General features: G+C 51.2%; 25 protein-coding genes, 2 pseudogenes and 1 riboswitch. Of the genes and pseudogenes, 8 read left to right on the plus strand and 19 right to left on the minus strand.

What is annotated here, in order from left to right; genetic code table 11:
• The first annotated feature begins 115 nt into the window (after window positions 1-115).
• On the plus strand, window positions 116-937 hold the full coding sequence (locus JFC11_RS00785) for an aldo/keto reductase (protein ID WP_198348483.1): 822 nt from the start codon (window positions 116-118) through the stop codon (window positions 935-937).
• A 133-nt stretch (window positions 938-1,070) separates the two neighbouring features.
• Here the strand turns inward: JFC11_RS00785 and JFC11_RS00790 are convergent, their stop codons facing one another.
• The 7 genes and pseudogenes from JFC11_RS00790 to JFC11_RS00820 all read right to left on the minus strand — a co-directional run bounded on the left by JFC11_RS00790 (window position 1,071) and on the right by JFC11_RS00820 (window position 5,052).
• Complete coding sequence (locus tag JFC11_RS00790) at window positions 1,071-1,334, minus strand: Txe/YoeB family addiction module toxin (protein ID WP_198348484.1); 264 nt, start codon at window positions 1,332-1,334, stop codon at window positions 1,071-1,073.
• Complete coding sequence (locus tag JFC11_RS00795) at window positions 1,331-1,573, minus strand: type II toxin-antitoxin system Phd/YefM family antitoxin (protein WP_009722422.1); 243 nt, start codon at window positions 1,571-1,573, stop codon at window positions 1,331-1,333. The genes JFC11_RS00790 and JFC11_RS00795 overlap by 4 nt, the downstream gene beginning before the upstream one ends.
• Window positions 1,574-1,717: 144 nt before the next feature.
• Window positions 1,718-2,032, minus strand: coding sequence for a HigA family addiction module antitoxin (locus JFC11_RS00800; RefSeq protein WP_198348485.1), 315 nt, complete (start codon window positions 2,030-2,032; stop codon window positions 1,718-1,720).
• Window positions 2,033-2,045: 13 nt separating this feature from the next.
• Entirely contained in the window at window positions 2,046-2,327 is a 282-nt protein-coding gene (locus tag JFC11_RS00805) for a type II toxin-antitoxin system RelE/ParE family toxin (protein WP_198348486.1), read from the minus strand.
• Between the two features lie 221 nt (window positions 2,328-2,548).
• Window positions 2,549-2,841, minus strand: a pseudogene (locus tag JFC11_RS19165) (transposase); the annotation flags it as partial.
• Window positions 2,842-3,136: 295 nt separating this feature from the next.
• Entirely contained in the window at window positions 3,137-3,865 is a 729-nt protein-coding gene (locus tag JFC11_RS00815) for a TIR domain-containing protein (RefSeq protein ID WP_198348488.1), read from the minus strand.
• Window positions 3,866-3,951: 86 nt separating this feature from the next.
• Complete coding sequence (locus JFC11_RS00820) at window positions 3,952-5,052, minus strand: hypothetical protein (protein ID WP_120385565.1); 1,101 nt, start codon at window positions 5,050-5,052, stop codon at window positions 3,952-3,954.
• 169 nt (window positions 5,053-5,221) lie between these two features.
• Between JFC11_RS00820 and JFC11_RS18930 the strand changes: the two are divergent.
• Window positions 5,222-5,873 (plus strand): annotated as a pseudogene (locus JFC11_RS18930) (IS110 family transposase); the annotation flags it as partial.
• Window positions 5,874-6,301: 428 nt separating this feature from the next.
• Here JFC11_RS18930 and JFC11_RS00835 read toward each other — a convergent pair.
• Window positions 6,302-6,781, minus strand: coding sequence for a hypothetical protein (locus JFC11_RS00835; RefSeq protein WP_120385566.1), 480 nt, complete (start codon window positions 6,779-6,781; stop codon window positions 6,302-6,304).
• A 125-nt stretch (window positions 6,782-6,906) separates the two neighbouring features.
• Complete coding sequence (locus JFC11_RS00840) at window positions 6,907-7,620, minus strand: hypothetical protein (protein ID WP_120385567.1); 714 nt, start codon at window positions 7,618-7,620, stop codon at window positions 6,907-6,909.
• Window positions 7,621-7,862: 242 nt separating this feature from the next.
• Here JFC11_RS00840 and JFC11_RS00845 point away from each other — a divergent pair, with 242 nt between their 5' ends.
• From JFC11_RS00845 to thiC, 3 genes are all read left to right on the plus strand, one after another.
• The gene (locus JFC11_RS00845; protein ID WP_232482739.1) at window positions 7,863-8,051 is read left to right on the plus strand and encodes a phage integrase N-terminal SAM-like domain-containing protein; all 189 of its coding nucleotides are present in this window, start codon (window positions 7,863-7,865) and stop codon (window positions 8,049-8,051) included.
• An 89-nt stretch (window positions 8,052-8,140) separates the two neighbouring features.
• Window positions 8,141-8,299: riboswitch (TPP riboswitch) on the plus strand.
• A gap of 90 nt (window positions 8,300-8,389) precedes the next feature.
• Window positions 8,390-9,088, plus strand: coding sequence for a thiaminase II (tenA, locus tag JFC11_RS00850; RefSeq protein ID WP_198348491.1), 699 nt, complete (start codon window positions 8,390-8,392; stop codon window positions 9,086-9,088).
• Between the two features lie 44 nt (window positions 9,089-9,132).
• Window positions 9,133-11,079 (plus strand): phosphomethylpyrimidine synthase ThiC, encoded by a 1,947-nt coding sequence (thiC, locus tag JFC11_RS00855; protein ID WP_232482729.1) that lies wholly within the window; start codon window positions 9,133-9,135, stop codon window positions 11,077-11,079.
• 59 nt (window positions 11,080-11,138) lie between these two features.
• Here the strand turns inward: thiC and JFC11_RS00860 are convergent, their stop codons facing one another.
• The 5 genes from JFC11_RS00860 to JFC11_RS00880 form a co-directional block, all read right to left on the minus strand.
• Complete coding sequence (locus JFC11_RS00860) at window positions 11,139-12,218, minus strand: NAD(P)-dependent alcohol dehydrogenase (RefSeq protein WP_198348492.1); 1,080 nt, start codon at window positions 12,216-12,218, stop codon at window positions 11,139-11,141.
• Window positions 12,219-12,441: 223 nt separating this feature from the next.
• Window positions 12,442-13,371, minus strand: a complete 930-nt coding sequence (gene arcC, locus JFC11_RS00865; protein ID WP_038482165.1) for a carbamate kinase — start codon at window positions 13,369-13,371, stop codon at window positions 12,442-12,444.
• Window positions 13,372-13,383: 12 nt separating this feature from the next.
• Complete coding sequence (locus tag JFC11_RS00870; RefSeq protein WP_198348493.1) at window positions 13,384-14,394, minus strand: ornithine carbamoyltransferase; 1,011 nt, start codon at window positions 14,392-14,394, stop codon at window positions 13,384-13,386.
• A gap of 11 nt (window positions 14,395-14,405) precedes the next feature.
• Window positions 14,406-15,662 carry an arginine deiminase gene (gene arcA / locus JFC11_RS00875; protein WP_198348494.1) on the minus strand — a complete coding sequence of 419 codons (1,257 nt, stop codon included), beginning with the start codon at window positions 15,660-15,662 and terminating at the stop codon, window positions 14,406-14,408.
• A 103-nt stretch (window positions 15,663-15,765) separates the two neighbouring features.
• Entirely contained in the window at window positions 15,766-17,205 is a 1,440-nt protein-coding gene (locus JFC11_RS00880; RefSeq protein WP_198348495.1) for a YfcC family protein, read from the minus strand.
• A gap of 406 nt (window positions 17,206-17,611) precedes the next feature.
• Between JFC11_RS00880 and JFC11_RS00885 the strand changes: the two genes are divergently transcribed.
• Window positions 17,612-19,078, plus strand: coding sequence for a DASS family sodium-coupled anion symporter (locus JFC11_RS00885; protein ID WP_198348496.1), 1,467 nt, complete (start codon window positions 17,612-17,614; stop codon window positions 19,076-19,078).
• Between the two features lie 65 nt (window positions 19,079-19,143).
• Here JFC11_RS00885 and JFC11_RS00890 read toward each other — a convergent pair whose 3' ends face one another.
• The 5 genes from JFC11_RS00890 to JFC11_RS00910 form a co-directional block, all read right to left on the minus strand.
• Complete coding sequence (locus JFC11_RS00890; RefSeq protein ID WP_038486547.1) at window positions 19,144-19,323, minus strand: CsbD family protein; 180 nt, start codon at window positions 19,321-19,323, stop codon at window positions 19,144-19,146.
• A 106-nt stretch (window positions 19,324-19,429) separates the two neighbouring features.
• Complete coding sequence (locus tag JFC11_RS00895) at window positions 19,430-20,503, minus strand: DUF2955 domain-containing protein (protein ID WP_198348497.1); 1,074 nt, start codon at window positions 20,501-20,503, stop codon at window positions 19,430-19,432.
• A complete protein-coding gene (locus JFC11_RS00900) occupies window positions 20,493-21,554 on the minus strand; it encodes an HlyD family secretion protein (RefSeq protein ID WP_198348498.1) in 1,062 nt (353 codons plus the stop codon). Before JFC11_RS00900 ends, JFC11_RS00895 begins: the two co-directional genes overlap by 11 nt.
• A 301-nt stretch (window positions 21,555-21,855) precedes the next feature.
• On the minus strand, window positions 21,856-22,365 hold the full coding sequence (locus JFC11_RS00905) for a porin family protein (RefSeq protein ID WP_038482147.1): 510 nt from the start codon (window positions 22,363-22,365) through the stop codon (window positions 21,856-21,858).
• Window positions 22,366-22,482: 117 nt separating this feature from the next.
• Window positions 22,483-23,403: an EamA family transporter gene (locus JFC11_RS00910; RefSeq protein ID WP_095602502.1), complete on the minus strand. Its 921-nt coding sequence runs from the start codon at window positions 23,401-23,403 to the stop codon at window positions 22,483-22,485.
• Between the two features lie 154 nt (window positions 23,404-23,557).
• Between JFC11_RS00910 and JFC11_RS00915 the strand changes: the two genes are divergently transcribed.
• A complete protein-coding gene (locus JFC11_RS00915) occupies window positions 23,558-24,742 on the plus strand; it encodes an acetate/propionate family kinase (RefSeq protein WP_198348499.1) in 1,185 nt (394 codons plus the stop codon).
• On the plus strand, window positions 24,739-26,922 hold the full coding sequence (gene pta / locus JFC11_RS00920; protein WP_198348500.1) for a phosphate acetyltransferase: 2,184 nt from the start codon (window positions 24,739-24,741) through the stop codon (window positions 26,920-26,922). Before JFC11_RS00915 ends, pta begins: the two co-directional genes overlap by 4 nt.
• Window positions 26,923-26,967 lie beyond the last annotated feature (45 nt).

Raw genomic sequence — 26,967 nt, forward strand, 5'->3', positions numbered from 1 at the left:
ACACTAACTTAACAGTGGTCGGTGGCGATGGTCTTACATGCCTCCTGGCCCGACGTCCCCCCCAATTTGAGTAGCGCTACACTTTATAGTCCGACCCTATACTAAGGAGATAGACATGCAGACGATTGAGCTAGGCGGAGACAGCGTACCCCGTATCGGCCAGGGCACCTGGCATATGGGCGAGGATGCCGGGCAGCGCCAAGCTGAAATCAGGGCGCTGCGTGAAGGCCTGGAACTGGGCATGACACTGATTGATACCGCTGAGATGTATGCCGAGGGCGGCGCTGAAGAAATTGTTGGCCAAGCGATTCGTGACCGGCGCGATCAGGTGTATCTAGTCAGCAAGGTTTACCCGCACAACGCCAGCACCCAGGGTGTTCAAGCTGCCTGCGAGCGCAGCCTACGCCGATTGGGCACCGATACGATTGATCTCTACCTGCTGCACTGGCGCGGACAGTACCCGTTACGCGAAACCATAGAAGCGTTTGAGCGGCTGCGCGAGCAAGGCAAGATTCTGCGTTGGGGCGTATCGAACTTTGACGTTGACGACCTAGCGGAGCTAAACGCGCCCGCGTGCGTCACTAATCAGGTGCTCTACAACCCCGAAGCACGCGGCATTGAATACGACCTGCTACCCTGGCAGGCGCAACACAACATGCCGCTAATGGCTTACTGTCCCATTGGGCAAGGTGGCGCGCTGCTGCGTAACGCCACCCTACAACGCATCGCTGACAAACACAGCGCCACCCCCGCGCAAATCGCCCTTGCCTGGGCACTGCGCCACCCCGGTGTGATTGCCATCCCGAAAGCCGTGAGCCTGGATCACCTCAAACAGAACGCCTACGCAGATAGCATCCGGCTCGACGAAGATGATCTGGCACAGGTAGACGCCGCTTACGCGCCACCAGTACGTAAACAGGGTTTAATGATGGTGTGAACAAGCGCGGCCCTTTCGAAGGTGTTAAACCAGCGCCCCAAAGACAGACTCGCGGGTTAATACAGAGCGTTGCGGCAATTTTGGAGCCGCGAGGCGGTGGAAAAACGGTCCGGCAACAGCGGCCAGTTATGCATTATTCGTAGTAGCTCCATAGCCTGAGGACTTTCACTACTTGCTCGTCTTCTAGCACTTGGTAGACCAAACGATGCTGAATATTGATGCGGCGTGAATAGGCGCCCGCAAGATCACCTATGGACTTCTCAAACGGGGGCGGCTTGCGGTACGGAGCTTCTGCAATTAGGGCCAACAACTCTTGGGCTTTTGGCTTGAGGCCGCTTGAAGCCAGCTTCTTTGCGTCCTTCTGGGCTTGTTTGGTGTAAACCAACGTCCATGTCACCAGTCCAGCTCCTCATCGCACTCATCCACGGAGGTATCCATTCCCTCACGAATAGACTCCCGCATACCCGGTACGGAGAGCAGGTAAAGCGTTTCCTGAATGGCGGACCAGTCTTCCTCGGAAACCAGGACGGCTTTGTTCCGCTTACCCATGATGACGATGGGTTGGTGGGACTCGGCGGTCTCGTCAATCAACCGATAAAGGTTGCTCCGCGCCTCCGTTGCTGTGATTCCGGTCATGACGTACCTCTTGCGTGTTTAATATTTTATCAGTTGTACGCCCTTTGGTACGTACGTCAAAACGAACGCTATGAATAACGCCGGCCGTCACCGGTGACAAAGCCGGAGCGAAGCGGAGGTTTTAGCATCCGGTGCACGGCTTGGTTATGAAGCATGTAGCGGCTTGATTCGATCCACTTCTTCCTTGACCGACTGAGCGGCAGTCCAAAGATCAACAGATCGCTGTGCGTTCAGCCAGAATTCCGGCGAGTTACCAAACAAACGCGCAAGCCTGAGCGCCATTTCAGGGCTGACAGCACGACGTTCGCGCAATAATTCATTAACTGACTGACGAGAGACACCCAGAGATTTGGCCAACCCCGAAACCGTCAGGCCATAGTCTGGAAGAAAATCTTCCCTCAGCATTTCGCCAGGATGAGTGGGTTTGCACTGCATACCGGTCGTATTAAGAATAGCCATATCATCACCTCACTCAGTGGTAGTCACACACTTCGACTTCATACGCATCGCCACCTTCAAAACGAAAACAAATACGCCACTGATCATTGATTGAAATTGCGTGCTGCCCCTGCCTGTTTCCCGACAGTGTGTGAAGGCGATTGCCGGGCGGCACTTTCAAATCCTCAAGCTGTACGGCCAGATCCACGTATTCAAGTTTTCTAGCAGCTCTCGGTGCGACATCCGCAGGAAATTTCTTTGACTTGCCCTTGGAGTAGAGTTCTTGGGTTCGTTTGTCAGCGAAGGATTTGATCATGGGGATAAGTGCATTCTGTCACGTGACACTTGTCAATGCGGCATAGAAGTGACTGCATAACGAGACTGTAGAAAAACCCGATCCACCGCCTGTTGTCCTTATTCATTTACCCAGCCGATCATCTGGCTGAGTAATCTTAATATCGGTATTTAGCCACTTGGGCACCCAGCTAAAGCTTGTTGAAGACGGCCTTTTGCTCTTAAAAAGCAACTTACCCCGCCCTAAGCCCTACATGACGCAGCCAAGTGGCCGTAATTCGCCAACTTCTCAATATTATGCACCAAGCAGTAGAGCTGCCACTGACCTTGCACTTTTTTCTTACCCCGAAGGCTGAACCGGTCCAGTCGTTCCGTCGTGCCAATATTGCCGAACACCGGTTCCACGACTGACATACGATGGCTGTAAATTTCTTTGCCCCTGGGCTATCCACTCGCTGCTTCATCCAATCAGTGTAATTGGGCAAGCGCTTGTTCTCGATAATAAAAGATACCTATCGACTGGCACCGTTCCGATGGCGCTTGCCACATTTGTCTTATGGAAAACCGATAAGTCGAGTTTATGCTCGATCAGGTAGTGCACAGCGTGTTCAAAGGTGCCTGGCTGGAGCTGATCTTGATAGTTGATCACCACCATGGCGTTCTGATCGTAGTTATAAGCCTTGAAGCGCGGCGTGCTGACCACTCCACGTATGTTTCCTCGATCCTACCAAAACTTAGCCGTCAGCGAAGTTTTTAAACAGGCTCAACGCATTGCGTCACAGGAGAGGACCGAAGAGAGCGAGTCCAGTGAGTGCATTTTTTATAAACCACCTAGAAATAGCTTCTTTCAACGTGAAACTTGAAAACATTGCCACCAGCAACGTTTATATTGAATATAGTGTTTCTCTTGAAAACCACGGGCAGTAGCCTCTTGGTAGATCCGAGTTCAAGCTTCAAATGATTATCAACATCTATATACTTTATCGCCACGCCTTCCTGAGCTTCGTTGTTTAACCAAGCTTCAAGCAGTGCTATTTTGTCTTCTTCGTCATAATTATCGTGATCATTGCCTGGAATTTTTTGCGGCTGTGATGAGGATTCGTTATGCAGTCCTTGCAACTTCATAGCTTGGCGTATTTCATGGCAAGCAGGGCCTAAGGCAGCAGCAATTTCTGAACTTTCTCGCTCACCAGAGTATTTTGCTGGTGTAACACCAACTAAGTCGCTTGGAATATGTAGTTCAACATTATCAGGCATGACTATAAAGCAGCGTCTTTTCCCAAGCCTTCCAACAAATAGGCCTAGCTCAAAAATGACATTATCTCGTACAGTATCTGTCACATTGCCACGCATCTTGGTTTCATCATCAGGACTAAATACGAATATACCAAAATCCGAAGAATGTAATGCTTCAGTTATAGAGTCAATAGGTGTAACTGAAAGCGAGAACACCCCCTGACTCCAAATTGTGATATCTGCATCGTGTTGAAGATTAACTTGCAGGGGATAAGCTATGTCTAATCCCTCAACTGATGATGCAACAAATGCTTTTGGTTTCAAATTATCACCTTACTTAAAGTAGTTTATAACTCCGCCATAATTTGCCGCCTGAAGTGCAGCGTAAGGCGGTCAAATTGATGACTTTGTTACACGTTTCTCATGCCAGAGTAATGTGCAATAACGCGGTCATTCCACTTTAAAATTAATTTTTTGCTCTTTGCATGACTCAGTTCTAGCTCTCTATTTTCTGCTAAAAACTTTCCCTGTTTGTAGATGAAATTTTGAAATTCATATACCTGCTGTACAAGTCTATACATTGGTTCTGAGTGTATTCCTGTACAATTTTCGAACTCTATCGGCTGATCAATATCATATATTGGTTCAACTCGATCCAAATGCTGGAAGTACAATATGCCTTTTCCCGAGGGGTAAGGCGGAAGCGTATTTTTAGCCAAATATGAATCAAAATTATTGTAATCACCTACGAAACCTGATTTAAATCTCTTATCTTCGGACTTGCCCATAATCGGTTGGTAAAGATGTATGGAGGGTTTAATTATTTTTTTTCTTATAAGTGGGTGTTTGATTTTCCTGGTGATCGAAAAATCACTAGTATGCATCATGTAAGGGTTTGCTCCATCAAGCATAGTGAAACAGCTTTTTGGAAATGGGAAACCGCAACGTGCGGAAAACAAAAAATCACTGGACATATTAATGATGAAGATATTATTTATTCTCAATCCCATACAAGATGGCTGACTATGAAATACTAGTGATTCTGTTCCTAAGGCATTTAAGCCAACCCCGTCACCCTCGATCGGGTAGATAGCAATCATTCGATCTTTTTGACTTATTCTCGTCTTAATATGGAAGCTGGGCTGAATTTTAGTGGGGTTACCTTGAATGAAATGATATGCAATCCAAAGACCAACTCGAACTTTATCCATCCAGTCCATAAAATCAATGTATTCAATGCTTGTTAGTGTGCCTCTATCAAGTAACGTCAGAACATAGGATTTAGCTCTACCTTCCAGATTTGAGTATTCCGTATTGCAACTCTCGCACGCTGGAACACAGAAATTTAACCAATCAAATCTAATAGTTCGCCCGTCTCTAAAATTAGTACCAAAATTCACAACCCTTTTTGGATCTCCAGTTAACTCAAGCAGCCACTGAGGAAGTATGTGCTCTCGATTCTTTTTTTCTGGTGGGTTTCCACAAAAAACACAGAATCTATTTGAGGTCATTCGCTATATCCATTGATGTATAACGCGGAGCTTTGCGGCAATTTTGGAGCCGCGAAGCGGTGAAAAAATTGTCCGGCAAGAGCGAATTGATACTCATTGAGCCTTCTCCCCCAACTCAGCCCGTTTGGCTAAGCTGAAAAGGCGACCAAACCTAGCAGGAGAAGACTCAATGAACTTTTACAATAGCACTCATCGTCACTACTGTGGCATTAATCTACATGCCAGAAGCCTTTATGTCTGTATCCTCAATCAACAGGGAGAAACCCTGTTGCATAAAGAGACTCCCGCTAGCCCAGAACCTCTACTTCGGCTAATCGACACCTACCTGGATGATCTAGTGATCGGCATCGAATGCATGCACTGCTGGTACTGGGTCGCTGATTTCTGTGAAGACCACGGCATTGCTTTCATTCTCGGTCATGCCCTTTATATGACAAATTCTTCTGGAAAGAATTTGGACAGCTTTAGCTGGCCCGAAGGGAAAAGTACAGGACGTACTTTTCAATGCCATTCATGGCGGTAAAACCAAGAATGATCGCGTGGATTCTTACAAAATTGCCGCGCTTATTCGCGGTGGCAACTTCCCCCTCGCTTATGTCTACCCACGCAACATGCGAGCTACCCGTGACCTGCTTCGCCGCCGAACTGGGCTCGTTCGCCACGGTGCTGATCTCAAAGCCCATGTAGTCAACACAACGAGTCAGTACAACCTGCCACCCAACAAGGTCAATTTAAAAAATGTCAGTGCCAGAGAACAATTGGGCAGGACCTTTGATGACCCGCTTGTTCAGCGCAATATCGATGCCGAAACTGGGTATCTACTGACTGGTTATTCAGACCTAAAACCCTGCTTATACACCCAACTCGAAGCCCGTCGCCTTGATTATCCATCCTGCTGGCGTGCACCAATACCCTGAGCGAGTGCGCTCACACCGGCGCTGAACCTGAAACTAACTGGGACTGTAAAGTAACCCGCTGTTTGAATAGGACAGATGCTGGTTAACTGATGAATGTCTAGTGCCCCAGACCAACTTGCAGGGAGCAACCCGGTTTGGCAGTGGTGAACTACCACGTTAGAGAGCCTCAATAGGCGATCGAAGGAAGTACCCTTGCGGTATTTTTGCTGTAAGCCATTCACAGCCAACGATGACAGATGAAGTAGGATCACTGGCTCAGGGACTTGATATTGACCACTTACGCGGCCAATAAAAACACTACGGCCTATTGACAGGCAGAAGGCTCATAGGTGTTATGCCCTTAATAGGGTTGAAATCAAATACAAAAGAGAACTCGCAAAAGCCAAAGCAGCTACTAATAACAGACTTCTGACAATGGTTCTTAAATTTCCGGTTAGTTCTTGAGCTTGTGCCAATTCACGTGACAGCTCGGAAACAGATGAGCGGTTCGTAACAATTGCAGTTGAAATCAAATTGGCACCAATTGCTGCGGTTGCAATAGGAAATATATATGTCCAAACCTCGTTATTGTGTTTTAGCTGCATAATCATTTCTTGTGTTAACTCTTCCCCTGGCTGCAGATTGCTCAATGGCACCTGCAAGCCAACTAACAAATCGAGACCGTGAACCCCAACTAGAATTAGAAAAAAGCCACAAAGAAACAATAGTATCGGTCGATCTGCAACCAACCGACCTAGATAAAAAAAATACAGTGTAGGAAGTCCTGCTCCTACCATAAGTACACTCAAAATATACCAATCAAACTTTGACACTGTGTCTCCTTTTACACGGCATAACGCCGCCAGCATGCGCGCCAACGGAATGGAGGCGAAGCCGCAATGTAGCTGGCGTCGCCATGCCTGGCTTGGTTATAAGTTGTCTGGCAGGAAACCAAGATCTATGCCGATTTCTCAAGCTCTTTAATGGCATCCCGTAAACTGCTTTGGCTCCAGCTACTCCGCATGCGATTAATGAGCTTTTCTGCATCGTATTCGAAATCGACCTCAATAGCCGACCGCTCTCCTTCCAAAAAATACTCAGCAGTTAATGTCGCGCCAACAATCGGACTTTCCCGCAATGCCCTGGCCAGTTTTACTCGATCTTCGATGTGGCCTTCACCTTCAAGGTTCACATCTAAGATTTTGGATTCTTTTGGCCCAATCTCAGCGCAAGACCCTACTGACTCTCCTGACCCCCAAATCAGCTTTGGCCGGCCTTTCAGTTTGAGCCAGGACGAACCCTGCTTTAAGTGCACTGCCACATTATCAAGTGCAATGGCTTTTTCAGAATTATTAGAGACAGCGAGCCTGACTGATACATTACTTTTCCTGAAAATATTTCCGGTGCCGGAGGAAAACGTAACGGTGCCTTTATCAGCTTTAAGAACAAGCGGCTCTCCTTCGTCCGGAGGCAAACTCTCTTCCCATGTCTTATAACCAGCCCAATAAAATGCGGCGATTCCGCCAACATATAGAGCCAGTGATACATAATCAGACACCTCCAAAAACACTGGCAGCACAAGGACCAGTACAAAGGAGATTGCACCTAAGTACACAGATCCATGGTGAAGGAGCTGCTTCAAATATCGCCGATGACCAGTGTCGCTGCTCATAAAGTCCTTTGCGTTGGGGATGACTTATAACAGTGATTATACGCCTCGCTACAAAACCTCAATAAACGCGACGGCACATTCATTGGGGTTTTATAGCCACCCAATTTGACTCTACCCCATTGATTCCCAAGAGAGCAAAGCCAATTTTGGCAGCCTATCCAAAATTCGCGTGCTTGCGTGTTTTTCCCTGCTCAATAATACTGTATCCATGAACAGTTACAAGAGTGGCTCTTATGAAACTAATGGAACGCGTCAAGGCGATCCTGCGGGTCAAGCGCTACAGCCTCCGTACTGAGAAAAACTATTGTTACTGGGTTTGCTTTTTCATTCGTTTCAACAGAATGCGTCACCCTGCCGCCCTGTCAGGCCATGAAGTGCGGCAACTTTTAGAGTGTCTGGCAATCGAGAGACGCGTGGCGACGTTAGGTTAGCCAAGAGCATCAACGTTTCTAAGAAGCCTGCTATTCACTCACTATCCCCCTTGCATCTCTTCTCTCCTCCTCCTAGACTGCTTGGCACTAACTGCTTGACGGGGTGCCGGTGAATCCGGCTGAGATGGCGCAGGGCGTATCCTCTTGATACTGCCAAAGCGCTGGTCCCGCTGAACCTGATCCGGCTAATGCGCTGCTCCTATGACGAGCACGCGGGTACCGGCGTAGGGATCAAGCGATGGCCTTGGCTAGCTCTTTCTCACGATCGCACGCCACCTTCAGCGCCATTCACTCGATCTCAATCGCTCGCCCTCCGGATCATTACTACCGGAGGCACCATGGGCTACCGCTTTGCTGATCTTACTAATTCCTGCCATGACGACTGGCGCGCCTATATTGAGCATGATTTTGTCCGTCAGTTGGGTACCGCCGCGCTACCAGAAGCATCCTTTCGACACTATTTGAAGCAGGACTACCTGTTTTTGATTCACTTCGCCCGCGCCTACGCGTTGGCCGCCTATAAAAGCCCTACGCTGGCTGATCTGCGCCAAGCCCATGAAGGTTTAAAAGCCATTGTGGATGTAGAGCTAGGCCTGCACGTGGGCTTTTGCCAGGAGTGGGGGATTTCCGAGCAAGAGCTGGCGGAGCTTCCCGAAGCCAGAGCCACCTTGGCGTATACCCGCTACGTATTAGACACCGGCAATCGCGGCGACCTGCTCGATTTACATGTGGCGCTGGCTCCTTGCTTAGTGGGCTACGGCGAAATCGCCAACTGGCTAAACGCTCAGCCTTCTACCCTACGCGGCAGCCAAAACCCGTTTGATGCCTGGATAGCGATGTACGAAAGCGAGGAGTTCCAGGCCGCCATGCAGGCTGAGCTTGAATGGCTCAATGCCCGCCTGGCCGATGTTACCCCCGCCCGCTTTGCCGAGCTGAGCAATATCTTCCGCGACGCAACGCGTCTGGAAATCGATTTCTGGCAGATGGGTCTGGATCTGATAGACAGCGATCTAACAGACAAAAGCCTCACCCATTAAGCCAACACAATAACCATAATCAACAACGAAGGAAGACGACCGTCATGACGAAGACTTTAGAAACTGAAACTGTAAAAACTAAGACCTCAAAAAGTAAAACCAGCCACTTTTTAGCGGAAACTGCCCAGGTCGATGCCGCTGCCATTCAGCCGCTGCCCGCCTCGCGCAAGGTGTACGTTGAAGGCTCACGGCCCGATATCTGCGTGCCGTTTCGGGAAATCACCCTATCGCCCACTAAAACCAGCAGCATTGATGAAGAGAACCCGCCGCTGCTGGTGTACGACACCTCTGGCCCTTACACCGACCCAGCCGCCAACAACGATTTACGCAAAGGCCTACCCGCCCTGCGCCGCGCCTGGATTGAAGAGCGCAACGATACCGAGTTCCTTGACGGCCCCACCAGTGAGTACGGCAATCGCCGCGCTAACGACCCCACGCTTGCTCAGTTGCGTTTTGATTTAACGCGCACCCCGCGCCGGGCAAAACCAGGTAAGAATGTCACCCAACTGCACTATGCGCGCCAGGGCATTATTACCCCTGAAATGGAATTTATTGCCATTCGCGAAAACCAGCGCCGCCAAACATTAGGCACCGCTGAAGTTGAGCGTATTCTTGGTCACCAACATCCTGGCCAAAGCTTTGGAGCAAAACTGCCGGAAGAGATCACGCCGGAATTTGTGCGCGACGAAGTCGCCCGGGGTCGCGCAATTATCCCCAACAATATCAACCACCCAGAATCCGAGCCGATGATTATTGGCCGTAACTTCCTGGTGAAGATTAACGGCAACCTGGGTAACTCGGCAGTTACCTCGTCGATTGAAGAAGAAGTCGACAAAATGACCTGGGGTATCCGCTGGGGATCGGACACCATCATGGACCTTTCCACTGGCCAGAACATTCACGAGACCCGTGAGTGGATTATCCGTAACTCGCCGGTGCCAATTGGTACAGTGCCGATCTATCAAGCGCTTGAGAAGGTTAACGGCATTGCCGAAAACCTGACCTGGGAAGTGTTCCGCGACACTTTGATTGAACAAGCTGAACAGGGCGTGGATTACTTCACCATTCACGCGGGTGTGCTGCTGCGCTATGTGCCACTAACCGCCAACCGGGTGACCGGCATTGTCAGCCGTGGCGGTTCCATTATGGCCAAATGGTGTCTGTATCATCACCAGGAAAGTTTCCTGTATACCCACTTCGAAGAGATCTGCGAGATCTGCAAACAGTACGACGTAGCGTTTTCGTTGGGCGATGGCCTGCGTCCCGGCTCAGTCGCCGATGCCAACGACGAAGCGCAGTTCGCCGAACTCGAGACCCTGGGCGAACTAACCAAGATTGCCTGGAAACACGACGTTCAGGTGATGATCGAGGGCCCTGGCCATGTGCCCATGCACTTGATCAAAGAGAACATGGATAAGCAACTCGAGGCGTGCCATGAGGCACCTTTCTATACGCTTGGCCCACTGACCACCGATATCGCTCCCGGCTACGACCATATTACCTCGGGCATCGGTGCAGCCATGATCGGCTGGTTTGGCTGTGCAATGCTCTGCTATGTGACGCCGAAAGAGCATTTGGGCCTGCCGAATAAAGATGACGTCAAAACCGGCATCATCACCTACAAGATTGCTGCCCACGCAGCGGACTTGGCCAAGGGTCATCCGGCAGCACAGCGTCGCGATAACGCGCTTTCCAAGGCACGCTTTGAATTCCGCTGGGAAGACCAATTCAATCTGGGGCTAGACCCGGACACCGCCCGTGAATTCCACGACGAAACCCTGCCGAAGGACTCTGCCAAAGTGGCTCACTTCTGCTCTATGTGCGGGCCGAAGTTCTGCTCCATGAAGATCAGCCAGGAAGTACGCGATACCTATCGGGACCGCGCGCCGGAAAATACCGCTGAAAGCGATTCCGAGGCAGTCAAACGTGGCATGCAGGAGCAAGCGGAGAAGTTCCGCCGCGAAGGCAGCGAGCTGTATCAGGAGGTGTAACGTAGCACCTTGCTGAACAGCCTCGCTGACTAACGTGGCCCTTGAATACAAAAGAAGCGCTATGAGACCTCAAGGGCCACTTTCAACACGCCATCACGTTGGTGGGAGAACAGGTCATAAGCATCGACAATTTTCTCCAACGCATAGCGGTGCGTGACCATAGGGCCAAGATCTAGTCGCCCTGCAGCAATGATGCTCATCAGCCTGCGCATTCGCTCTTTGCCGCCGGGACATAGCGACGTAATAATCTTGTGGTCACCTAGCCCAGCACAGAAAGCGCCCAGCGGAATCGTCAGGTCTTCAGAGTAAACGCCCAGGCTTGAGAGCGTGCCGCCAGGTTTTAGCACCCGCAAGGCCGATTCAAAGGTTTGCTGCAGGCCGAGTGCTTCAATGGCCGCATCCACACCGCGCCCGCCGGTCAGCTTTAGAATTTCCTCTACGACATCAACTTTGCGGAAATCCAGCGTCACGTCAGCGCCCATCTGCTTGGCCATTGCCAAACGTTCATCAACACCGTCGACAGCAATAATCATCCCCGCCCCACGTAACCGCGCACCTGCTGTCGCACACAGTCCAATCGGGCCTTGCGCGAACACCACCACCGTGTCGCCAATATTGATACCCGCTTTTTCGGCACCCGCAAAGCCGGTCGACATGATATCGGGGCACATCAGCACTTGTTCGTCGGTTAAGCCGTCTGGCACGGGCGAGAGATTGGCCTGGGCATCGGGCACCAATAGGTATTCAGCTTGGGCACCATCGATAGTGTTACCAAAGCGCCAGCCGCCCATCGGTTTATAACCGTGGCTGTGGTGGCCACCATCTTGCGAGGAGCAACCATCTTGGCAGGCATAAGAGGTGAAGCTCGGGCAAATCGCTCCGGCGATGACGCGCTGGCCTTCCTGGTAGCCCTTTACGTTGGCGCCCAGCTTTTCAATCACGCCCACCGGCTCATGGCCGATGGTTAAGCCTCGCTCAACGGGATATTCACCCTTGAGGATATGAATATCGGTGCCGCAGATTGTGGTAGTGGTGACACGCATCAGCGCATCATTGGGGCCAATCTCGGGAATGGGCTTGTCGTCAATCTCAATGCGGCCAGGCTCAACAAAAATAGCCGCTTTCATCATGGTAGGCATGGGACGATTCCTCTGTGCAGGGAGTCATAGCGCTTCACCACTCAGCTTAGGCGATTAATCGATGGCTGACGGCGGCTAAAATTGCGCCATATCAAGCTTTAGGCTACTAGGTGGGCAGCTTATTATTTGTCATAAGAAGCCACCACAGGAATACTTTTAAAAACAAAAGCTAATGCGAGGTTGCCAAACAAAGCTCTCTAACAAAGCTTCCTAGTAAAAGCACCTAACGGAAGTTAATGCCCTGTGTGTTGGTGCTAACACGGGTGCCGGCGGCTCCCTGAAGAATTTCTTCGATATCAGCCAATGCACCAATAACCGCTTCTTTACCGGTATTCCTGCTGTAGCTGCATGCTGCCTCTATTTTTGGCCCCATGGAGCCCGCCGCAAACTGCATGTCATCCAGCACATCCGGATGAGCACTCGCGATCGCCTTGTGGTTTGGCCCATTCCAGTCGACATACGCGGCATCAACATCCGTCGCAATGATCAGTAAATCAGCCTGCAACTGCTCAGCGAGTAGGGCCGAACAGAGATCCTTATCGATCACTGCCTCTACACCATTGAGTTTATTATTTTCGTCGTAGGCAGTAGGAATCCCCCCCCCGCCAGCACAAATGACGATCGTACCTTTTTCGAGAAGCCACTTTACCGGGAGAATCTCGAAAATCCTGTTGGGACGCGGACTGGCAACCACACGACGGAATTTGTCCCCGTCGGGTGCAATGCTCCAACCTTTCTCCTTAGCCAAGCGTTCGGCCTCGTCCGCTGTATAAACCGGACCTATCGGCTTGCTGGGGTGCTGAAACGCAGGGTCATCAAGGTCAACTTCCACTTGTGTTAATAAGGTAGCCAGCGGAACCTCAACAGGCAACAGGTTGCCGAGTTCCTGCTCAATCATATAACCGATCATGCCTTCCGTTTCTGCACCTAGAACATCCAGTGGGTAGGCACTAACATCCGTGTAAGCAGCCCCCTGCAGTGCCAGCAACCCAACTTGCGGGCCGTTGCCGTGGGCGATTACCAATTCATTACCTGGTGCGATCCTGGCAATTTGTTCACAGGCAATTCTAATATTTCCACGCTGAGCCTCTGCTGTCATCGGCTCTCCACGACGTAGTAAGGCATTTCCACCCAGTGCAACGACAATTCGCATCGACATTTCTCCTCAGACCCCACCCAAGGTGGCAACAAGCACCGCCTTGATGGTGTGCATGCGATTTTCCGCCTGTTCAAATGCAATACAGGCCGTCGACTCGAAGACCTCCTCGGTCACCTCAATGCCATTTGCCAAGTGCGGGTATTGATCAGCCACCTGCTTGCCGATTTTAGTTTCCGTATTGTGGAAGGCTGGTAAACAGTGCATGAATTTGACGCGCGGATTACCTGCACACTGCATCAGGCTGCTGTTTACCTGATAAGGCAGGAGCTGCTCAATCCGCTCCCCCCAGGCTTCGACTGGCTCACCCATCGAGACCCACACGTCCGTGTGGATAAAGTCGACACCTTTAACCGCCGCTTCTGGGTCCTCGGTCAACGTAATAGTGGCACCACTTTCCTCCGCAAAGCGCTGGCAAGCATCGATGTGTTCTTGAGAAGGCCACAACGCTTTGGGGGCAGCAATGCGTACATCCATGCCAAGCTTGGCACCAATTAATAGTAACGATTTGCCCATGTTGTTGTGGGCATCGCCCACATAGGCATAGCTGATCTGGTGTAACGGCTTTTGTGTATGCTCCCGCATGGTCATCACGTCAGCGAGCATTTGTGTCGGGTGATACTCCTCGGTTAAACCGTTGTAAACCGGCACGCCCGCATAGCTGGCCAGCTCTTCGACAACTTCCTGTTTAAAGCCGCGATACTCAATAGCGTCGTACATGCGGCCCAACACACGAGCGGTATCCTTCATGCTCTCTTTATGGCCAATTTGCGAGGAGCCTGGGTCAATGAAGGTAATATTGGCGCCTTGGTCGTATGCGGCCACTTCGAAGGCACACCGGGTACGGGTTGATGTCTTCTCGAAGATCAGCGCAATATTCTGCCCCTTGAGAAGTTGCTGCTCCGTACCAGAGTACTTGGCGCGCTTGAGGTCGCGGGCAAGATCAAGCAGATAGCAAAGCTCACGCTCGCTATGATGCATGAGGCTAAGCAGGCTACGGTGATGAATATTAAATGCCATGATGAACGCTCTCAGTAGTCAATGGGGTCACGAATGATCGGGCAGGTCATGCAGTGGCCACCGCCACGACCGCGACCAAGCTCACTGGCGCTAATGGTGATGACCTCTACGCCTGCCTTGCGTAGCAGCGTGTTCGTCGATGTATTGCGGTCGTAGCCAATCACCACGCCGGGCTCGAGTGCCACAACGTTGTTACCGTCATCCCACTGCTCACGCTCTGATTCGAAACTGTCACCGCCCGTTTCCACCACACGCAAGGCGGGCAAACCGAGCGACTCAGCGACCACCTCAAGGAAGCTATTTTCTTCTCGGCGTACATCGATCCCCCCTGGGCGACTTTCATCTGGCCGGAGGCTGAAGGCGACGATATTGCGTACGACTTCAGGAAAAATGGTTACCAGATCGTGGTCACAAAAGCTGAATACGGTATCCAGATGCATCGCCGAGCGCGATTTTGGCAGGCCTGCGACAACGATTCGCTTGGCCGCACCGGCAGAGAATAGCGCTTGTGCCACTTGGCCAATGGCCTGACGAGAGCTGCGTTCGCCCATTCCAATCAGCACAACGCCGTTGCCTATCGGCATCACGTCTCCACCTTCCAGAGTCGCTAGGCCATGATCCACATCAGGATCGCCATACCAGACCTGAAAGTCGGCTTTTTCAAACTCGGGATGAAATTTGTAGATCGCCGCGGTAAGCAGCGTTTCTTGGCGCCGAGCCTGCCAGTGCATAGGGTTCAATGTCACACCGCCATAGATCCAGCATGTCGTGTCACGGGTGAACTGAGTATTCGGTAGTGGCGGTAGAATAAAGCTTGAATGGCCCAGGTAATCACGAAACATTTTGAGGATTTCACCTCCCTGAGACCCCGCCATATCATTGGCTGACACCCCGCCGATAAGAAACTCAGCGAGTCGGCGCGGCTCCATCTCATCAAGCCAAGCACGTACTTCATCCTGTAGCCCTAACCCCACTTGATTGGCAGTAATCTTGCGGTCCAGGAGCCAACTGCGCGCCTCAGGAATTTTGAGGGTGTCCGTCAACAGGTTGTGCATTTCCAGCACTTCCACGCCACGTTCACGCATTTTGGTCACAAAATCGAAGTGATCACGCTTGGCTTGGCTGACCCACAGTACGTCGTCGAACAACAAATCATCACAATTACTCGGCGTTAGGCGCTGATGGGCCAACCCTGGCGAGCAGACCATTACCTTACGTAATTTGCCTGCTTCGGAATGAACGCCAAGCGTTGAGGCATTGGTAGACATTGCGTTTCTCCTTGTCGCATGCCAGTAGGCACGTATCGTTTCATCATTGGCTTAGCGGCTTGTGGCCACGACCAATACAAAGTTGAAGTACTGCCGACGAACCTCAGCCTATAAGAGCTGCCAGACTCAGGCAGGCAAGAATGATCACCGTCAGGATCAACAGCAGCGGCCACATGAATCGCAGCCAGCGTTCATAGGGCACACGCCCAATCGCCAACGCCCCCATGACCACGGCAAAGGTCGGGTTGATTAGGTTCACTAATCCGTTCGCCGATTGATAAGCGGTCACCACCAAATCTCGCCCCACTCCAGCGAAGTCCGCCATCGGAGCTAGAACAGGCATACTCATCACCGCCAACCCTGATGAAGAGGGGACAAAAAACGACATCATCACCTGTAACCAATACATCACGTTTATAAAGGCGATGCTGGAAAGACCACTCACCCGCTCTTCAGACCAATGCAGTAACGTGTCGGTGACAAGGCCGGCATCCATAATGACAACGATTCCTCTGGCCAAGCCGATAATCAGCGCCACGCCTAATAGCTCTTTGGCGCCGCCTACAAAGGAGTCGACAAAGCGCACCTCACCCAACCGGGAAACAACGCCGACCACTAGGCTGGATGCCAGAAAGAGTGCCGTCATTTCGCCCATCCACCAATCGGCTGCCAATACGCCCCACACCATAATGATGAAGGTGCACGCGAACAGAATGAGCACTAGCTTACGAGTGCGGGTAAACGGCAGCGTTTCCGCATCGCGCTGGCTCAGAAAATACTCGCGATCCGCCTCATACTGATCACTGACAATGGAAGCATCGTGACTGCGGCGAACACGGGCTGCATAGCGCATCACATATAGAACCGTCGCCACGAAACACAGCGCAAGAATCACCAGCCTCAGAACAAGACCTTCGGTGAAAGGGATACCAGCAGCATCAGAAGCGATGACCGTCGCGAAGGCATTGACTGTTGAACCCAACACCCCCACCCCTGCCCCTAGCAAGATAATGGCAACGGCCGTTACCGAGTCATAGCCAGCGGCAATGATGATGGGAATTAACAGCATGTAGAAGGCCAGCGTCTCCTCGGCCATTCCATAGGTAGAGCCACCGAGGGCGAATAGCCCCATTAGCAATGGAATTATCCATTTCTCATGCCCTACCATGCGTTTCATGGCTCGCCCAATACCGGCATCAATCGCCCCGGTAGCCGTCACAACACCAATAAAACCGCCAATAATCAGTACAAAAAGCGCCACATCGATTGCGTTGGCCACATTGGTCGCAGGGTCATAAAGCCCTGCTATTGGAGCCATCAACACATCCCAGGCATTTTGTGGATTAGGCGCTACTTCTTGATAGCTGCCCACCACGGTAACTTCTCGCCCCAACGATTCGTCAAATTCCCGCTCATACTGCCCCGCTGGAACAAACCACGTCATCACCGCAGCAAGGATAGTTAGACTAAATAAAATGGTAAAAGCCGTGGGAAAACGAAAGCGTTTTACTGCTTTATTATCACTCGTTTGTGCATTATCCATTGCTCTCCACCTCTAATAAATCACCATGCTATGCATTTTTTCAGGCTAAATAACAGGCACTTATTACGGCATATAACCACCAGCACTTAACCTTCCATGACGCTAACTATAGGCCAATATTTAAATAAAAAACTGATAAGCATCAAAAAAATAAAAAATAATTAAAACAGATCTAAATAAACCATTAGCTATTCATTTTAAAAAATACATTTGCAGCAGCAATCCGATTATAGAAAAAAAATAAAGCTTTTAAATTAGATGACTTACAGATCGTCACATAAAAAACAACTACACTATAAAATCATCTCTATTGAGCCAACAATTGACGTAGCGCAAGTTATCTAGCGTCAAAAAATATAAACTAAATCAAGAATTAAAGAGCTTTTTTAATCTATAGGTACCCATTATGTCGACACTACCTTTCAAACCCTGGTCGACCGCAATTGCTGTGGCCACCACTCTATTGATTTGGCTGGTGATTCCTTTGCCAGAAGGGCTGACGCCAAACGCTTGGCTTATGCTGGCAATATTTGTCGGCACTATTGTCGCTATCATCGGCAAAGCCATGCCTATTGGGGCGATCTCTGTGATTGCGATTTCTATTGTCGCGGCAAGTGGCGTGACCGGCGATACGCCAGGCGAGGCCATCAATGTCGCCTTAAGCAGTTATGCCAACCCACTTATCTGGTTAATTGCCATTGCGATTATGATTTCACGCGGGTTGATTAAAACTGGCCTGGGTGCACGTATTGGCTACTACTTCATCTCGATTTTTGGCAAACGTACACTGGGGATCGGCTATGGCCTCGCCTTTTCCGAGCTAACAATTGCGCCAGTTACCCCAAGTAATACGGCGCGAGGTGGCGGTATTATCCACCCCATTATGCGCTCTATCGCTCACAGCTTTGACTCACATCCTGAAGACAATACGTCTGGTAAAATCGGCAAATATCTAGCGCTGGTTAATTACCACAGCAACCCCATCACCTCGGCTATGTTCATCACTGCCACCGCCCCTAACCCATTAACCGTTCAACTTATCTCGTCCGCCACTGGAGCAGAAATACAGCTGAGTTGGTTAACCTGGGCGGTCGCCATGCTGCTGCCGGGCTTGGTCGCCATCCTGGCGATGCCGTACATTCTGTACCTGCTTTACCCACCAGAAATTAAAGAAACCCCGAATGCCACTCAATTGGCGAGAGACAAACTTGCCGAACTCGGAAAGCTAAGCCGAAACGAAGGCATCATGTTGCTCGTTTTCTTAGTGCTGCTTCTGCTTTGGGCGGATATCCCAGCGATTTTCCTGGGGGATGCGGTCACGCTTAATACCACCACGTCTGCGTTTATTGGCTTATCGCTACTCCTGCTAACAGGGGTTTTGACCTGGGAAGATGTGCTGAAAGAAAAAAATGCCTGGGATACGCTGCTGTGGTTTGGTGCTCTTATCATGATGGCTAGCCAACTTAACGAAACAGGCCTTATTAGTTGGTTTTCAGCGAATATGCAGAGCTGGATTACCACGATGGGGATTGGTTGGGCGGGAGCCTCTGCACTCTTAGTACTCACCTTTCTTTATACCCACTACTTTTTTGCCAGCACGACTGCACACATCACCGCGATGATGGCAGCATTTCTCACCGTTGGCTTAAGCCTCGGCGCCCCACCTATGCCTTTTGTACTGATTATGGCGGCCACATCTTCGATTATGATGACCTTAACCCATTACGCCACAGGCACCTCACCAGTCATCTTTGGCTCAGGCTACCTGACGCTGGGAGAGTGGTGGAAAGCAGGTTTCATTATGAGCGTGGTGAACCTGCTTATTTGGGTGGTCGTTGGTGGTTTATGGTGGAAGCTGCTTGGTCACTACTGAGTTACCACCTGAAAGCCAACAGAGGTTATTGACCTCTGTTGGCATTGAAATGCCCTGGCTAGACGCTATTTCTTAGCCTTCTCTTTGGCCTTACCTTTACCTTTCTGCAGTTCGCCCTTTACTTGTTGGGCTTTACCCTTAGCTTCTGTTTTACTACTTCCGGTTACTTTGCCAGCTGCTTCCTTAACTTTTCCGGCGGCCTTATTGACAGTACCTTTCACTTTATCTTCTTTGCCACTTGCCATGACGAACACCTCTAATCCGTTAGTGGGGATGATGTCGCTCACTAAGTGAATACTCACTTCGAATGGCGACACCTTCCTTAGCGTAGCCTTTGTTAGAAAAGTTACCTCAATTACTTTTAGGCAGGCGCGTTGGCTGCCAACTATTTAGCAAACAGTGCAAACAAGCCATGACCAACAAGGTACCCACGAGCGCAACGCTCATCGAAGAGAACCGATAAAGCGCACTATAAACAAGGTCTTGCTGCGGGCCTAACGATTGGCCAAAGAGAATACCCAATGTTGTCAGCCCTCCAAAGCCAATGCCTGAGCCGCCACCTTCCAAAATATGTTCTCTAGCAAACAGCATTAGTCCAAGCCAATAGAGCAAAATCACCAGCAAAAAATGATGGCTTTGGGTGTAAAGCAATAGCTGCATTGCCAGCGCCAGATTACAGCCCAGTAGCGTGCCGATGGCTCGCTTACCTGCCGACACTCGAGCGCCGGAATAACCTAAAGCAAACAGAATCAGAATGGTGGCCATTTGCGCTGACAGCGAATCGCGAAGGTCAAACATTTGGAACACTACAAACGAGAGTGTGGCCGTAATGCCGCCCATCAATGTTTCATGGCGAATTTGGGCTGCAGGCTTTGTACCACGCGGTGGTGGCTGGCGGGGTTCAACATCGGGAAATAGCGTATGCATCAACATGGCAATAAATACCGCCAGCAGGCTGGCCATAATATTACTCGCCAACAGATCGCTTAAATCAACACCAGGGTAGCTAGCAAAGTGCAGCAATATGCTTAGCGTCAACACGCCATTCGCGCCAAACAGAAACAGCGGGCCTTTTGCCATTAGATTGAAGCGCAGCAAAAACAGACCTAGTACGGCCAGCGTCATCACTACCGGCATATGCTTTAGAAGCCCCACCACCAAGCTGACTTCCAAAGCATTCAAGCTAACGTTCGCCAAAAACTGGCGAATGATGCTGCCATTTAAAATGGGTACCATACCCAACAAGAACATCGGGAAAACGGTAAAAAAAACGCCATAATTCCAGCCCATCAATTGGCTGATAATAAACCCCAGCGAACCGCCTCCCGCTACCCGCAGGCACTGGCGCAGGCCGTTTTGAGAGAGCGCTGGCTTATTAATGGGTGTTTTTTTAATAACCGTTTTAATAGCCGCTTTAGTAAACATAGTGCAGCCAACTAATCAGGTGCGCCTGCAACCATGCAAACGGTTTAGCCATGTCATGTTCGCCCGGCACTAGTTGCACTGTTGCCCGCGCACCACTCGGGGGTAGTTCAGTCAACGGCGTATCTAACGCCACATGAATACGCGCACGTTGCGCATCTCGTATCCAACGATCTGAAGCAGGAATATCCACAAGTTGACCATCCGCTGCCTGCTGGCCTGCGCGGGTGCCGGCGTCAAAGGCACTGACATGCCCTTCAAAAATTCGTCCAGGCAACGCATCGAATACCACTTTTGCTTCATCGCCAAGCGCCACATGGCGCAGGCTCTTTTCACGAAAATCAGCCACGACCTCTACCGTGCTCGCGACCAGCGCCACCGCAGGCTGCCCCGCCTGCACATAATGGCCAGGCTGTAGCTGAAGATTAGCGACCACACCGGACTCTGGCGCTTTTACCACCGTATGGGCTAAATCCAGTTCAGCTTTTTCAAGGGCATTATTCGCTTGGCGAAGGCGTAAGTTATCGTCGCCCTCTTCTCCCAACTGTACCTCTAAGCTTTCAATCTGTGCCTGGGCAGATGCCACAGCCGCCTGTGCGGTATGTTCGGCCGCGACCTGCTGTTCGTACTGCTGGCGAGAAATCCCCTGACGCCCAAGCAGCGCTTCAGCACGACGGCGCTCACCGCTGCGCTCATCGAAAGTAGCCTGTGCCGAGGCAAGTGATGCCCTGGCAGCCGCTAGCTCTGCATTTAAGCGGGCGTTTTCTTGCTCCGCTTGCTCCCGTTTTAATTGGGCTTGGGAGTGAGCGATTTGAAAGGGTGATGGGTCTAAGCGAAACAGCACATCACCCTGGGTTACCGACTGATGGTCTCTCACCACAACTTCTTGCACAGGGCCGCTTAGCTCAGGAGCAATGCTGGTGACGGGGCGCATTGCCCGCGCCTCAGGCGTCATGGGCATAAAGCTATCGGCCATTAAGAAGTAAACGAACAGCAATAAAAATACGGTCAGGGCTATTTTCACCCAGCGAGTAAATTTTTGATCAGGGGACATTGGGATTTCTCATTGACGAGCACCAAAGCGACGATGTCACCGCTTGGAGATATTATTAGGTGGAATACTTTAGTCTAACAAACCATTAGCACGCTAACAATATTTTCATTATGAACAAGCGCCCAATAAAGTCACTCCAATGACTTTCCCTCGATACATCAACTTATTATGCGAACCAGATACCCTTACCATTCGCTAGCAAGCCCCTTTTGCTTAGCGCAAAAAAAAAAAGCCCTATCGCTAGGGTTAGCAATAGGGCTTTGTTTCTGCTGGCAGGTTAATCAAGTGTTAGGCGATTGCCTTAAAAACGGTACTTTAGGCCTACACTGGCAGCATCAAAATCATAGGCAGATTTATCCAGATAGCGCATGTAGTCAGCGCCTACTGATACATTGGAACTGATATCCATTTCCGCACCGGCACCGTAGGAGAAACCGGTTTCACGGTCGTTGTTAATATCAACCTCAGTGAAGCCCGCTAAGCCATACAAACGCACTTCCGGTGCAATGGGTACGATGCCTTTCGCATAAGCACCCGCAACGTGATCTAGCTCGGCGCCACCATCTGAACCACCGGTGCCCAAATGACCTTCTAAGGCGAAATAGTCATTGAACTGTGCCCCACCACGGAGACGCAAACCAACGTCATCGCGTGAAGAACCTCTTTCTGGGTTCAGGCTCCAAAACATGGCATCGCCGCCCACATATCCTTGTGGGTACTGGAAGGATTGTTGCGCTTGAGCCGATGCCGCGAACGTACCCGCACCAACTAAAAGAGCGGCAGAGGTGAGTGATAATACGGTCATCTTCATAAGTTAAACCTCAGTTAAAAAACAGTGTTTCCTTACACTTTTTAATTGTGGCTCATACTTAAGGAGAACGCAATCTGCCGACCCAACTTGCATATAGTTTCCTTTTTCCTCTCCTGTTTACCTACCTTTAGAAAGGCTGAGCACAACAATGCCACCAACGACCACTGCTCCACCTACGAGTTGGCTTGGGCTTAGCATCTGACCTAGAACGATATAACCAAGCAGTAACGACGCTACTGGCTCGAAGTTCATAACCGGGGCATTGCGCGCCATGTCCAGGCGTGGCACAAAAATAAACAGTAGGGAAAAAGCACTACCGTATAGCAAGGCTAATAACGCTAGTCCTGTCCAGCCTGCGCTGTTATCCGGCAAGCTCATTCCCCCAGGAACCACCCCTAGCAACCCGCCAACGATCATGACAATAAACACCGTTTGCATGGTCAGCAGGCTACGTAAGGTGCTGCCAACCCTTGCTAATCGATGCTCGGTGACCCAAAGCGCGCAAGCAAACGCAAAAGCGGCACTTAGCCCGAACCCAATACCGACCAACCACTCGGACCCCATGGCATTGGCATCCGCGAACCAACTCGGTATATCGAGCACCACTAGCAGCCCAATCAAAATAGTGCCCATAATCAGGCAACTGCGCAGCGAAGGCCGAGGTCCGCCCAGCGCCCAACTCAATAGCGCCAATTGGATAGGAAAGGTGTTAACGAGCAACAATGCAATGACCACTGGCAAACGTGCAACCGCTGAATAAAGGCTCACACTTTGGATGGCAATCAGAAGCCCTACTGCCAACTGCCATGGCCATGTGCCGGGCGGTAGCCAAAGCCGCTTTTTTTGAACCACGACCAGTGTCAGCAAAATCAAACACGCCACGCCAGAACGCATCAATACCGCAAGAAGTAAGCCAGTACCATTATCAAACGCAAGCCGCGCGGAAACGTGGTTAGCTGCGAACATAGTAGCCACCGACATCATCAAAAAAATGGCTAGGTGGCGAGGCAGTAGCGTTGGTAACGACGTAGAAGGCATAGGAACAAAACGGCTCACGTTAAGTAGATTAAACAGCAGGATGACGACATTTTATGGTGAAGGCTAACGCAATACCGCGCTAATATCATGCAGCGCAGCATGTTATACTAAGGTCTATCCCCTCTTTTACGCTAACTACTTTACAAAGGTTGTTATGAACACACCGGTGCTGGTCATTAACTGTGGCTCTTCTTCTATCAAATATGCATTGATTGATTCTGACCCTCAGGCACCGCGCTTAGCTGGCATAGCAGAGCGTTTAGGGAGTAGCGAAGCCCGCTTAAAAGGCAAGAACGGCGCAGGTGAAAGCTTTACCCAAGCCCTGCCCAATGCTGATCACGCTGAAGCACTAAGCGCTATCCTTAAGCGCCTGGAGGGTCGAGTACCCAGCGCAGTTGGACACCGCATTGTTCACGGCGGCGAACACTTCACCCAGGCAGCTATGATTGACGATAGCGTTATAACCGCAATAGAAACCACAGCAGCGCTCGCCCCACTGCATAACCCTGCTAACTTGGCTGGCATTGCCGCCACCCGGCACGTCTTTCCAGACTTGCCTCAGGTAGCCGTGTTTGATACGGCCTTTCACCAGACACTACCGCCCCGCGCCTACCGTTATGCCCTACCGGAAGCCTTGTACACCGAGCACGGCATCCGTCGCTACGGCTTCCATGGCACTAGCCATGCGTATGTCAGTCAGCGCGCGGGCGAACTAAGTAGCCGCGGTGCAGGAGGTTGGTTAACCGCTCACTTGGGGAACGGCTGCTCTACTAGTGCTATATGGAACAATCAAAGCCTGGATACCAGCATGGGACTTACGCCGTTAGAGGGCTTGGTGATGGGAACCCGCAGCGGCGATGTTGACCCTGGCTTGCACGCTCACCTTCACCGCCAGCTTGGTTGGTCAATGGATGAGATCGATAACGTACTCAACAAGCAGAGTGGTTTGCTGGGCCTCTCCGGCCTAACCAATGATATGCGTGAAGTAGAAGACCAAGCGCTGGCTGGCCATAAAGGTGCCAAACTGGCGCTAGAGGTATTCTGTTACCGCATTGCTAAATCGTTAGCCGCCCTCTCTTGCGCCTTACCTCGACTCGATGGCGTTATTTTTACCGGCGGCATCGGCGAAAACTCACCGATCGTTCGCCGTGACGTACTGGCGCTACTGCCCCACTTCCATTTCAGTTTAGATGAAGTGGCTAACGAAGCCACTATTCGGGGCAAAGAAGGCAAGCTGGACAACACCGACCACGATGGCCCCGAAGTGTGGGTAATTCCTACGGATGAAGAGGGTCGTATCGCCATGGAAACCCGCCACTGCGTGGAGACGACTAAATGAACAACACCGTCGAGCAACCCCAAGCTATCTTACTGGTACCCACCAGCATGGGCGCTGGGCTAACTTCCGCTTGCCTTGGGTTAATTCAAGCACTGGATACCATCGGCTTAAAAGCCGGCTTTTTAAAACCATTTATGCAAAATGAGCTGAACGGCCCAGGGCTTGACCGCTCAACGGCCCTGGTGTCGCGCACGCTCAATCAACGCCCTCCGTCGCCTATTTCCCAGGCAAGGCTAGAACGCTTATTGCGTGATGATCAAACCGATGAGCTAATGGAGAACGTCATTGAGCTCTTTGAGCAGGTCACCCAGCAAGCCTATAAAGATGGCAGCGCACTAGATTTGGTCGTGGTAGAAGGCGTTGTTCCAACCCAACATACTACTTACGCCACCCAAACCAACGCTCAGTTGGCAGATGCGCTTAATGCGCGAATCATTTTGGTCGGCTCTGGCGATTTAAATGAGCCGCAACAGCTTGCCGAAGAGCTGGACATGCATGCCAGAAGCTTTGGTGGCGTTAGCTCCAGCCGCACGCTTGGCGGCATTTTAATGCGCATGAAAAACCTGCCTTATGGTCAGGAAGACGACCTTTCTGCAGCACCCGGCACGATTAAGCCCCACCTTGAAGAGCCGATACTGAATGAACTGCGTCGCTATTCGCCAGCGCTAGCAACAGACAGCTTTCACCTGATTGGCGTAGTGCCTTACAGCAATACGTTAAGCGCACCGCGCACCTTAGATGTAGCGCGAGCGCTGAATGCCAAGATGCTCAATGAAGGGGAAGCCGCCAGTCGTCGCGTGCTTTCTACTAGCCTGTGCGCACGAAGTGCCGCCAATGCACTGCATATTTTCAAACCGGGCAGTTTAGTTGTCGCCTCTGGTGACCGTGACGACGTAATGCTGGCGTCTGCCTTAGCAACCATGAATGGCACTCAGCTAGCGGGCGTGCTGCTCACGAATGGTTTCATGCCTAACGACAATATGATTGAAATGTGCCGCCCGGCACTAAAAACCGGCTTACCAGTACTGGCAGTGGAAACCGACAGCTTGACCACGGCGCAAAACCTGAGCCAGTTGAGCAGCGAAATCCCCATGGACGATTTCGAACGAGCTGAGCAGGTAGCACGTTATGTGGCTGCCCACATGGATTTAGAGTGGCTTAAGGCCAAGCTCAGCCGTGGCTATATCCATCGTTTGTCCCCATCAGCGTTTCGCCATCAGCTTGTCAAACTTGCCCAGCAAGCCAAGAAGCGCATTGTGTTGCCTGAAGGCGATGAGCCGCGCACCATTGAAGCTGCGATTGTGTGTCAGCGGCGTGGCATTGCCGACTGCGTATTGCTCGGTAAGCGTGAAGATATCGAAAGCGTTGCCCGTCATCGCGGCCTGACGCTGCCAGATTCGCTCACGATTATTGATCCTGAGAGCACCCGGGCCAGCTATATCAGCCCGATGGTAGAGCGTCGCCGCGGCAAACTGAACGAGCTAACCGCCGAGGCCCAACTCCAGGACAATGTAGTGCTGGGCACGATGATGCTGCAATTAGACGAAGTCGACGGTCTCGTATCAGGTGCCGTGCACACCACCGCCAACACGGTGCGCCCAGCGTTTCAGCTGATCAAAACGGCACCGGAATATAATCAGGTATCATCAATCTTCTTTATGCTACTGCCTGAGCAGGTAGTGGTATATGGCGATTGCGCGGTGAATCCTGACCCAGACGCCGAAACCCTAGCGGAAATCGCCTTACAAAGCGCCCGCTCCGCTGAAGCGTTTGGCATTGAACCGCGAGTCGCCATGATCAGCTACTCCACTGGCGACTCTGGCACCGGTGCGGATGTAGATAAAGTGCGCGAAGCTACCCGCATCGCCAAAGAGCGCGCCCCACACCTCGCAATCGATGGCCCGCTACAGTACGACGCGGCCGCCATTGATAGCGTTGGCAAGCAGAAAGCACCAGACTCCCCTGTCGCGGGCAAAGCAACAGTGTTTGTTTTCCCGGACTTGAACACCGGCAACACGACGTACAAAGCCGTACAGCGTAGTGCCCGTGTGGTCAGTGTTGGCCCAATGCTGCAGGGCTTGAACAAACCAGTGAACGATCTTTCCCGTGGCGCGCTGGTAGACGATATCGTTTACACCATCGCACTCACCGCGATTCAGGCGAGCCAGCGGGAAAGCTAGGCCACTAGCCACTCTTTGTACCCACTAATAAAAACGCCCCGAACA

Source organism: Vreelandella alkaliphila (assembly GCF_016107625.1).
Taxonomy (GTDB): Bacteria; Pseudomonadota; Gammaproteobacteria; order Pseudomonadales; family Halomonadaceae; genus Vreelandella; species Vreelandella alkaliphila.